Source organism: Streptomyces subrutilus (genome assembly GCF_008704535.1).
Classification (GTDB): domain Bacteria; phylum Actinomycetota; class Actinomycetes; order Streptomycetales; family Streptomycetaceae; genus Streptomyces; species Streptomyces subrutilus.
On sequence record NZ_CP023701.1, the window covers coordinates 391,665 to 401,826 of the forward strand.

11 protein-coding genes are annotated in these 10,162 nt (G+C 73.3%); 4 read left to right on the forward strand and 7 right to left on the reverse strand.

Annotation, left to right across the window (positions count from 1 at the left end):
• Positions 1–44: 44 nt before the first annotated feature.
• Both CP968_RS01745 and CP968_RS01750 read left to right on the forward strand, forming a co-directional pair.
• The gene (locus tag CP968_RS01745) at positions 45–707 is read left to right on the forward strand and encodes a response regulator transcription factor (RefSeq protein WP_150516290.1); all 663 of its coding nucleotides are present in this window, start codon (positions 45–47) and stop codon (positions 705–707) included.
• Positions 704–1,984 carry a sensor histidine kinase gene (locus CP968_RS01750; protein ID WP_229885785.1) on the forward strand — a complete coding sequence of 427 codons (1,281 nt, stop codon included), beginning with the start codon at positions 704–706 and terminating at the stop codon, positions 1,982–1,984. The genes CP968_RS01745 and CP968_RS01750 overlap by 4 nt, the downstream gene beginning before the upstream one ends.
• 57 nt (positions 1,985–2,041) lie before the next feature.
• Here the strand turns inward: CP968_RS01750 and CP968_RS01755 are convergent, their stop codons facing one another.
• Positions 2,042–2,242, reverse strand: a complete 201-nt coding sequence (locus CP968_RS01755) for a hypothetical protein (protein ID WP_150516291.1) — start codon at positions 2,240–2,242, stop codon at positions 2,042–2,044.
• Positions 2,243–2,523: 281 nt separating this feature from the next.
• Between CP968_RS01755 and CP968_RS01760 the strand changes: the two genes are divergently transcribed.
• Complete coding sequence (locus tag CP968_RS01760) at positions 2,524–3,369, forward strand: PhzF family phenazine biosynthesis protein (protein WP_150516292.1); 846 nt, start codon at positions 2,524–2,526, stop codon at positions 3,367–3,369.
• 177 nt (positions 3,370–3,546) lie between these two features.
• On the opposite strand, the gene CP968_RS01765 is transcribed toward CP968_RS01760, so the two are convergent.
• On the reverse strand, positions 3,547–3,987 hold the full coding sequence (locus CP968_RS01765; RefSeq protein WP_150516293.1) for a nitroreductase/quinone reductase family protein: 441 nt from the start codon (positions 3,985–3,987) through the stop codon (positions 3,547–3,549).
• Between the two features lie 331 nt (positions 3,988–4,318).
• On the opposite strand from CP968_RS01765, the gene CP968_RS01770 reads away from it, so the two are divergent.
• A complete protein-coding gene (locus CP968_RS01770; protein ID WP_150516294.1) occupies positions 4,319–6,142 on the forward strand; it encodes a glycoside hydrolase family 15 protein in 1,824 nt (607 codons plus the stop codon).
• An 83-nt stretch (positions 6,143–6,225) separates the two neighbouring features.
• Here the strand turns inward: CP968_RS01770 and CP968_RS01775 are convergent, their stop codons facing one another.
• The 5 genes from CP968_RS01775 to CP968_RS01795 form a co-directional block, all read right to left on the reverse strand.
• A complete protein-coding gene (locus CP968_RS01775; RefSeq protein WP_244330567.1) occupies positions 6,226–7,194 on the reverse strand; it encodes a magnesium transporter CorA family protein in 969 nt (322 codons plus the stop codon).
• A 158-nt stretch (positions 7,195–7,352) separates the two neighbouring features.
• Positions 7,353–7,814, reverse strand: coding sequence for a DUF6325 family protein (locus tag CP968_RS01780; protein WP_189828792.1), 462 nt, complete (start codon positions 7,812–7,814; stop codon positions 7,353–7,355).
• 202 nt (positions 7,815–8,016) lie between these two features.
• The gene (locus CP968_RS01785; protein WP_150516295.1) at positions 8,017–9,318 is read right to left on the reverse strand and encodes a hypothetical protein; all 1,302 of its coding nucleotides are present in this window, start codon (positions 9,316–9,318) and stop codon (positions 8,017–8,019) included.
• A 31-nt stretch (positions 9,319–9,349) separates the two neighbouring features.
• Complete coding sequence (locus tag CP968_RS01790) at positions 9,350–9,697, reverse strand: hypothetical protein (protein WP_150516296.1); 348 nt, start codon at positions 9,695–9,697, stop codon at positions 9,350–9,352.
• Between the two features lie 157 nt (positions 9,698–9,854).
• Entirely contained in the window at positions 9,855–10,160 is a 306-nt protein-coding gene (locus CP968_RS01795; protein WP_150516297.1) for an SHOCT domain-containing protein, read from the reverse strand.
• Positions 10,161–10,162 lie beyond the last annotated feature (2 nt).

Genomic DNA, 10,162 nt, shown 5'->3' on the forward strand with positions numbered 1-10,162 from the left:
CGGGCGGCGCGGGCCGGACACGGGACGGAAGAGGGACGCGGAGCGTGCGAGTACTGGTGGTGGAGGACGAGGCGTACATGGCCCGGGTCCTGGAGATCGGCCTGCGCCGCGCGGCCATGACCGTCGACGTCGTGCACGACGGGCAGTCCGCCCTCGACCTCCTGGCCGTTCACGACTACGACGCGGTGGTCCTGGACCGGGACCTGCCGGAGGTGCACGGCGACGAGGTGTGCCGACGGTTGCAGCAGTTGGACCCCGGCTGTCGCATCCTCATGCTGAGCGCGGCCGGACAGCTCGGCGACAAGGTCGCCGGACTGTCGCTCGGCGCCGACGACTACCTGGCCAAGCCCTTCGACTTCCCCGAACTGGTCGCCCGGCTGCGCGCGTTGTACCGGCGCAGCCCGGTCGCGCACGCCCCCGTGCTGGTCTTCGCCGACCTCACCTTCGACACGCACCGCCGACGGGTTTCGCGGGCGGGCGCCGAAGTCCGGCTGACGCCGAAGGAACTGGCGGTCCTGGAGCTGTTGATGCGGGCCGAGGGCGGGGTGGTCAGCACCGAGTACCTCCTGGAGAAGGCCTGGGACGCGCACACCGACCCGTTCACCAACGCCGTGCGGCTGGTGGTGCACACGCTGCGCAAGAAGCTCGGCGAGCCGCAGCTCGTACGGACGGCCGTCGGGGCCGGCTACCGGCTCGGCGACGCGTGAACCGCCCCGGCACACCGAACGGCACGGCCGGCCCGCACGGCACTGCCGGCCCGCACGGCGCGGACGGCCCGCGTCGGCCGTGCGGGCGGTCCGGACGGCGCGGGCTGCGGCGGCTGGGGGTCCGCCGGCTGGGCATCCGCGGGCGGCTGTTCGCGGGGTTCGCGGGGGCGCTGGCCGTGTGCGCGGCGCTGATGGTGACCCTCATCTACGTCGGCATCCGGTTCCTGCCGACCTACGACATTCCGGTGGAGCGCGTTCCGGGCGGTGCCGCGGAGCCCGCACCCGGTTCCCTCGTACCGGCGCTGCCGCTGCACACTCCCGCCAAGGGCAGTCCGTACGAGGGGGCGGCCACCACCAAGCTGGTCCGTACGAAGCAGGACGTGTGGGCGGCGGTGCTCGGCATCTCGACGGCCGGGGTCCTGGTGATCATGACGGTGGGGCTGGGTGCGGGCTGGATCGTGTCGCGGCGCCTGCTCGCACCGTTGCACGAGGTGAGCGAGGCGGCGGCGAAGGCGCGGGACGGGGACCTCGCCTACCGCATCAACGCGGTGGGCCCGGACGACGAGCTCCGGCGGCTGGCCGACACCTTCGACGCCATGCTGGAGCGGCTGGAGGAGTCCTTCGCCGCCCACCGGAGGTTCGCGGCCAACGCCTCGCACGAGCTCCTCACGCCCTTGGCGACCACCCGCGCGATCCTCCAGGTGGCGGGCGAGGACAGCAGCGGGGAGGAGTTGGCCGAGCTCGCCCCGATGCTGCGGGAGACCAACGAGCGCAACATCGGCGTCGTCAAGGCGCTGCTGGAGCTCGCGGGCGCCGAGCACGCGGCCTTCGACGCCGATCCGGTGGACCTGGCAGCCCTGGTGCGGCAGGTGGCGCGGGACCGGGCCCCCGCTGCGGCCGAACGGGCCGTGACGGTGCGGACGCACACCGAGGCGGGCTGCCCGGTGGCCGGGAACGCGGCGCTGCTGCGGCAGTTGGCGGTCAATCTGCTGGACAACGCGATCGGGCACAACCGGGCGGACGGCGAGGTGCGGCTGGCCGTCCTCCACGACGACGGCCCGGTCCTGGAGGTCGAGAACACCGGACCGCTCGTGGCGGCCGAAGCGGCCGGCCGGCTCTTCGAGCCCTTCTACCGGGCCCGGCCGCGGGTCGGTACGGGGCACGGTCTCGGGCTGGCGATCGTCCGCTCGATCGCGGTGGCGCACCACGGCTCGGTGACGGCGACGGCGCGTCCGCGGGGCGGCCTGACGGTGCGGGTCCGGTTCCCCGCGCGCTGACGTCCCGGCCGTCACCGCGGGTGCGGGAGGGCCGGGACGCCGGCGCGTACGGTGGGGTCAGTTGTTGGAACCGACCATGTTGTCGTGGCCCGCGTTGAACACGTCGTCGGCGGCGAACTGCAGCCAGTCGCCGAAGACCAGCGTGTACGAGTTCTGCGGAGCGACGTTGACCGAGACGTCGGCAGCAGCTGCGGACGCGCCGCCGAGGACGATGACGCCGGCGGCGAGGACGGAGAACAGGGTGCGCGCAGAACGCATGGTTCCACCTTTCACAAGGGGTACATCAGGGGGGTGATCGGGCACAGCAGAACCTAGAGAGACGGGGCTCGGATGTCCCGGCACCCGGCCGGACCGGGCCGAGAGCCAGCCGATCGGACCAACCCGACGCACCACGACCAACCCGGCCCCACCGGCCCGGCCGACCCCGCCGGCACGGCCCGGCCCGTTCGCCGGCGGTCCGCCGTCCCCCGCACCCCGGTAGACCACTGTGCGGGGATTGGCCTTGCCGTGACCACGATTGGCCTCGGTACGTTCGCGGCATGCGCATCCAGATCGTGGACTCCTTCACCACCCGCCCCTTCGCCGGCAACCCCGCGGGCGTCTGCCTGCTCCCCGCCGGGGAATGGCCCGATGACCGGTGGCTCCGGCGGGTCGCGGCCGAGCTGAACCACTCCGAGACCGCCTTCGCCCTCCCGCTCCCGGCCGGTGGCGAGGCGGAGCTGGAGATCCGGTGGTTCACTCCGCTCGTCGAGACCAACCTGTGCGGGCACGCCACATTGGCCACCGTGCACACACTGGCACGCGAGGGCCTGCTCACCGGCCCGGTCCGCTTCCTCAGCCGGTCCAGCGGGATCCTCAGCGCCAGCGTCGCTCCGGACGGCGCCGTCACCCTGGACTTCCCCGCGGCTCCCGGCAGCGAGGTGCCCGTACCCGACGGCCTGGCCGAGGCCCTGGGCGTGCGCCCCGTCGCGACGCTTCGCACCGGGGCGCTGGGCGACCTGCTCACGGTGCTGCCCGACGAGGCCGCCGTCCGGGCCGTGCGTCCCGACCTCGCGGCCGTCGCGGCCCTGACCCGCCGGGAGGGCCTGCGCGGCATCATCGTCACCGCGGCCGCCGCCTCGCCCGCGGCGGATCGCGGGGACGGGGGCTACGACTTCGTCTCCCGGTTCTTCTCGCCGGCCGAGGGGATACCCGAGGACCCGGTCACCGGCAGCGCCCACACGGCCCTGGCCCCGTACTGGGCGGCCCGGCTCGGCCGTACGGACGCCCTCGTCGGCTTCCAGGCCTCCGCGCGCACGGGTCTGGTACGGGCCTCGGTCCACGGTGACCGCGTCCACCTCACCGGGCACGCGGTCACCGTGCTGGAGGCCGACCTCCGGGTGTGACCGGCCCGGAGGTCGGCCGGGCCGTCCGGCACGGCCGCGCGGCGTCTCCGGCGGCAGCGCGGCGTCTGCGGCGGCGGGCCGTTGCGGAGGTCCGGCGCCGCGATCCGTACGCCGGGGCCCGGTCCCGGCGTCCCGGCCCGGCGCCGTGGGCGGTTCTGCCCGGATGCCGCCGGGCGCTCAGGCCCGGGTGAGCCGGAGCACCGGGATGTCCCGGTCGGTGTTGCGCCGGTACTCCTCGTACCGCGGGAACACGGCCAGCAGCAGCGGCCACACCCGCGCCTTCTCCTGCGGGGACAGCACCTCGGCGCGGGCCGCGAAGCGCTCCGCCAGGACCCGCACGTGCACCTCGGGATGGGTTTCGACGCTCGCGAACCACGCAGGGTGGCGGTCGGCGCCGCTGTTGGAGGCGACGATCAGCAGGGTGTCGCCGTCCTCGGCGTAGATGAGTACGGTGCGGCGCCAGTCACCGCTGACCCGCCCGCGGTAATCGAGCAGCAGGCAGGGCGAACCGTTCATGTCGGTGTCCTCGGTGCCGTCGGACTCCTCGTACCGGGCGGCCTGGTCCCGCACGCGCGGGTTCGGGCTGGGCTTCACGGTGCTCGGGTCGTAGTCGCTCATGGGGATGCCTCCGGGACGCGGGTGACCTCGGCTGGGTGACCTCGGCGACGATCATCCCCCACCGCCGGGCGGCCGGGAGCGCGGCCCGTCGCGCGGCCCGGCTCGCCGCCACCGGGCGACGGGGGGTCCCCGTGCTCCGGCCCCCGGGACGGCTCCGGCCGGCTCAGGGGAGCGGAGGAGGAGGCGTGACGGTCGTGTCTGCTTCCACACGTCCACTCAAAGGTTGAATCCAGAACCGGTGTGCCGCCCGTGCGCCCCCTCCGCGACGGGCGCATCCGATCCGCCGGGCCGATAGTGAAGAGGAGGGGGCCTCTTCGATTGGGGAACGCCCATGGACCGCTACCCGCCGATCGCCGAGCACGGCCTCATAGGCGATCTACAGACCGCAGCACTGGTGACCTCGCGCGGCGTGGTGGACTGGTTCGCCGCTCCCCGGTTCGACTCCCCCAGCATCTTCGCCGCGCTGCTCGACCACGACCGCGGCGGGTACTTCCGGCTCGCGCCCGACACCGCGGACGCCACCTGCAAGCAGCTCTACTACCCGGACACCGCCGTGCTGGTGACCCGGTTCATGTCGCCCGACGGCGTCGGAGAGGTGATCGACTGGATGCCGCCGGACACCGGAGGCACCGCGACCGACCGGCACACACTCGTCCGTACGGCGCGCACCGTGCGCGGCTCGGTCCGCTTCGACATGGAATGCCGCCCGCGCTTCGACTACGGCCGGGCCGCACACCGGGTGGAGCTGCGCCCCGGCGCCTCGGTGTTCCGGGCACCGGGGGCGACAGCGTACCTGCAGAGCACGTTTCCGCTGGAGCGGGACGGCGACGACCTGCGCGGATCGGTCACGTTGCAGGTCGGCGAAGTGGCGGCGGCCGTCTTCACCGTGTGCGGTGCGGAGGGCGGGGCCCCGCCGGCGCCGCCCACCCTGGAGGGCATGACCCAGGAGCTCTGGGACACGGTGGAGTTCTGGCAGAAGTGGGTCCGCGGCTCCAACTACCGGGGCCGCTGGCCCGACATGGTCAGCCGCTCCGCCATCACCCTCAAGCTGCTGACCTACCGGCCCACCGGCGCACCCGTCGCCGCGGCCACGATGGGCCTGCCCGAGCAGGTCGGCGGCGAACGCAACTGGGACTACCGCTACACCTGGGTGCGCGACGGTTCCCTCTCCGTACGGTCGCTGCTCGACCTCGGCTTCGTCGAGGAGGCCACCGAGTTCACCCGCTGGCTGGGAGACCGGCTGCGCGAGAGCGAGGGCAAGGGCGGCGAGCCGCTGCAGATCATGTACCGGGTCGACGGGGAGCCGCTGCTGACCGAGGAGATCCTGGGCCACCTCGAAGGCTACCGGGGCTCGGCCCCGGTCCGGCTGGGCAACGCCGCCTCCGACCAGCTCCAGCTGGACATCTACGGGGAGGCCCTCTACGCCCTGTCGGAGGGGCGCGAGGTCGCCGCGCAGTCCGGCTACCGGGGCTGGAAGGTGCTGTCGCGCACCCTGGACTGGCTGGCCGACTCCTGGGACCGTCCCGACGAGGGCATCTGGGAGACGCGCGGGGGCCGTAAGGACTTCACGTACAGCCGGGTGATGTGCTGGGCCGCGTTCGACCGGGGCCTGAAGCTGGCCGCCGACTTCAGCCGGCCCGCCGACACCGAACGCTGGACGCGGGCCCGCGACTCCATCATCGAGCAGGTCATGGCACACGGCTGGAGCGAGTCGAACCAGGCCTATGTGCAGCACTACGGCGGAGAGGACGTGTTGGACGCCTCGCTGCTGCTCATGCCCCGCGTCGGATTCGTCGCCCCCAAGGACCCGTCCTGGCTGTCCACGCTCGACGCGATGGACCGGACCCTGGTGTCCGACAGCCTGGTCTACCGCTACGACCCGGCCGCGTCACCGGACGGGCTGCGCGGCTCCGAGGGCACCTTCAGCCTGTGCACCTTCCTCTACGTGGACGCGCTGGCCCGGGCGGGACGGCTGCGCCCGGCCCGCTACACCTTCGAGAAGATGCACACCTACGCCAACCACGTCGGCCTGTTCGCCGAGGAGATCGGTCCCAGCGGCGAGCAACTCGGCAACTTCCCGCAGGCGTTCACGCACCTGTCGCTCATCACCGCGGCCTGCACCCTGGACGCGGCCCTCGACGGGCAGCGCTACTGACCGCGCCCTGGCGCGGTGCGGGGAACGGCGATCGCGGGGCGGGGCGGACGGCGGCGCCGTACCCCGTCGGCCGCTCCCGGCCCTCAGCGGTCGTCGTCCATGCGTTCGTCGTCGTGATCGTCGTCGTGCAGCCGCCGCCAGAGGCGGGTGCGGTGCAGCACGTACAGCGCGACGAAGAGGAAGGCCACCTGCAGTCCGACGGCGAGCAGCCAGAAGATGGCCCCGCTCTCCAGCTCGTCCGTCAGGTAGGCGAAGTTCATGCCGAAGAAGCCGGTCACGAAGGTCAGCGGCAGGAAGATCGTCGAGACGATGGCCAGGCGGTTGATGACGCCGTTCTGCTCGCCGGAGACCAGCGAGGAATAGCTCGCGAAGGCCCGCCGGGCGGCCTCCTGGAGCGACTCGATGTCCGTGAGCACCAGCTTCGCGGTGCGCTGGTACTCGCGGACGAGCGCCTTGCGGTCCTCGGCGAAGCCGCGGCTCATGGTCCGGCGCGTGACGGTCTCCTCCGCCACCCGGTAGTAGGGCAGCAGCGTGTGGTGCAGGAGCGCCGCGGTCCGCCGCAGGCGCGCGAGCTCGTAGAGCTGTTCGGGCTGACGCCGGCGGAACATCTCGTCCTCCAGGTCCTCCACTTCCAGCAGGGCCTGGACGGCGGACCGGCGGTAGGTCTCCATGGCCTCCTCCAGCAGGAGGAACAGTACGGCGACGGCGTCCGAGGGGCTTTCGTGGGGGAACCGGCCGGCCAGGCGCTGGATCAGGGCGAACGGTCCGCGGTGCACCGTGATCAGGTAGCGCTCCGTCACCAGGGCGTGGACATGGACGACCCGGCCCGCCTCGACCGCGGGAATGACGAACGCGGCCTTGTCCTTGAGGACATCGGCCCGGGCGGCCTCGCCCTCCCGGCCGAGCCACGCCAGGTCCTCGGCTTCCAGGCCCAGCAGGTGCGCCAACGGCTGTTCGTCGGGGTCGGTCTCCTCCGGCAGTTCGACGTCCACGAGCAGGAAGGACGAGACCGCGAGACGCTCGCGCGCGTCCGTCACGTGCGTCCGCGTCATGACGGCTTCCGGCATGGACACCACCGAAACGATCATCGTCCCCTGCCGTACGTCGTCCAGCGCAGCCTGACTCCCAGCCTGCGGCCCGCGGGGCCCCGCGCAAGCTCAGCGGCGCATTCGCCCGGCATCGGGCACCCGAAGGGGTGAAGGGGCCAGGATCACCCGCCGGTCGCAGACCGGCCGCTCCCGTCCTCCTCCGCGTCGAGAGAGGCCAGGATGGCCTGAACGGGAATGCGGCCGCTCGCCACCATCTGCGCGCCGCCGCGGCGCAGGGCCCGGGCGAACGGTGCGGCCCAGCGGTTCTCGTACACCAGGATCGCGGCCGCGTTGCCCGGTTGGAGGGCACGGCCGGCTTCCTCCAGGTCGTCCTGGCCGAGCAGGTCGGAGGAAGCGCCGTCGAACACGGTCAGCGCGGCCGTGTCCTCGTCGAGCCCGCTGAACTCCAGGGCGGTGATGCTTCCGTCGGCGTCCTTCTGTACGAAGCGCAGGTCGAGGATGCGGATGGTGCCCTGCTCGGCGAGGTCGACCAGCAGCGGCAGCGCCTCCCCCGTCATCCGGTTGCCCGGGAACTCGACGACGAGGTAGTCGACGGGACCCATCTCTTCGATGTCGTCACTCATCAGCACTCCTTGCGCGGGGGCTCGGTGGCGCGGTGGCCTGACGGTGGGCCCGGGGGCGGATGCCGCCCCCGGACGGGAAGCACGTCGGTACCCGCACACGGCTCTGTCCTCATTGCACCATCCGCCGGGCGGCGCCGCACGTCCGGACCGTGCCCGCGGACCGGCCGCGGCCGGCCGCCCGGCCGTGCGCCGCCGGGCCTCCTCACCGGTCTTCGGGCGGGTTGCGGTCCTCCGCCGCACCCGCCGGGTGCGGGCCCGGCGGTCCGGCGGGGCGCGGGTCGAGGAACTCGATGACCGAGACGGCGAACAGGACCGCCAGGACCAGGCCCACCACGACCCAGCCCGTGGGATAGGACCACAGGGCCAGCGCCAGCCCGCCGGCAGCCAGGACCGCCCATACGAGCCAGCGCTTCCGACGGTGCACGAAGGTGCCGACCGGGCCCGGCCGCAGCCCGATGTCCTGCGCCGCGCCCCGGGTGGCGTCGATCCCGGCCGACCACAGACGGCGCACCTGGGCGGCGCGGCGGCCGGGCCCGCTCAGCCAGGCGCCCAGCCCGACGGCGATGCCCAGCACGGCGACGGAGCGCACCGCCGTCCGCAGGAACCGGGTCAGCTGGTCGAAGACGGCGGCCGCCGCGTCGGGGGACACGCCGGCCGGGAGCTTGTCGAGGTAGAAGGCCCGCGCGAGGACCAGCAGCAGACCGAGCACGAGCGCTCCGGCGGCGACGGCGAAGGCCGCCGCCGTCAGGGCGCGCCGGCGGCGGCGGGCGAGCCACACGGCGAGCGCGGCCAGCAGCACCACGATCACGGCGAGCCAGTTGCCGAGGATCTGCAGCAGTCTGAACCCGGTCTCGACCCGCTTGACGTCGTGCGATTCCAGCAGGGTGAAGTCGGTGTGGATCTCGGGGATCTTGGCCGCGATCGTGACCCCGCGGTCGACCAGACGCTGCTTCACCTGGTCGATCACCGGGGCGAGGTCGAGGGTCACCGCGTCGTCGGTCAGCTTGACCGCGCCGCCCCCCTCCCCCGTGAGCGCCTTGACCATGGTGGTGTGCGCCCGGCGGTTGGCGTCCGTCCAGAAGGTGTGGAACCAGGAGCTGGCGACGACGGCCGTGGCCTCCCGCTGGACCAGGCTCGCCAGGGCGCCCTCGATGGGCGTGCCCAGCCTGCCCAGGGCGCGCGCGAGCAGTGGACGGTCTTCGGGCGCCGCCTGCTGGAGGAGCGCGTTCAGGTCGAGGTGCTCGGTCAGCGCGTGTCCGGCGCGGGTTCCGACGGCCGCCTGGACCGCCTTGTCCTCGACGAGCGGGCTCATCGTGGCGACGTAGCGGTCGGTGTCTCCGAGGAGGGAAGCGGTCCAGGCGGCGACCACGGCGAGCGGAGTGAGCACCAGTACCAGCGCCAGCAGTACCGCGGCGCAGGCCGATCTCACGGTGCGGCGTGGTCGGGAGAGCTCTGCCACCTGCGCTCTGAGCCGTGCGAGCTCCGCGTCCTGGTCGTGCGTCAAGGAGTGCTCCGTTCGATGGTGAGGAACCGGTTCAGCGGTGGCTCCTGGGCCACGACGGCGCGCCGATGGTCACGGCGAACGTGACGCCGGCGCAGACGACGATCAGCGATTCGAGGAGCTTCCGCAGTTCGCCCTTGGCCTGCCCGGTCAGGCCGAACACGGTGCCGAGGGAGTCGCGCATCTGGTCGCGCACTCCCTGCGGGGCGAAGGCGGCGACGGCGAACAGCAACGGCACCGAGGCCAGGAACGCCTGGGAGGCCGGCCGGGTCGCGCCGTCCGGGAGGTTCGTGGACAGCAGTCGGCCCGTGAGCTTTGAGACGACGGGGAACCGCTGCTCGGTGCCGGCCCTCAGGTCCTGCAGCCTCGCCCTCCACGGCATTCCAGCTCCGTTCGTGGTGCCGGCCCTCGACAGCAAGTCAAGAGGCACCGGCGCCGGAACGCGCGCGCTGTTGAGCCGTGCGGGGGGCGCCCGGCACGGGAAGGGGTGAGGCGGCGGGCGGGAAGGGGTGAGGCGGCGGGCGGGAAGGCGGCGGCGGTCAGGTCCCGAGGATCCTGGACTTCTGCTCCGCGAATTCGGCCTCGGTCAGGATCCCCTGCTCCTTCAGCGCTCCGAGCTCCTTGAGCTGGTCGATCCTGCTGCTCATCTCGTCCGCGATCGGCACGGCGGCGGACGCGGGAGCGACCGGCTGCGGGGGCGGGGGCGGGGCGGACTGCTGCTCGGCCGGCGGGCCCTCCTGCTGGGCCCAGCGGCCGGCCTGGCGCCGCGAGACCCGGTTGGAGACGGCCGTCGCCGTACCGGCGACGGCCGCCGTGCGCACCACTCCTCGAAGGAGACCAGCCATGA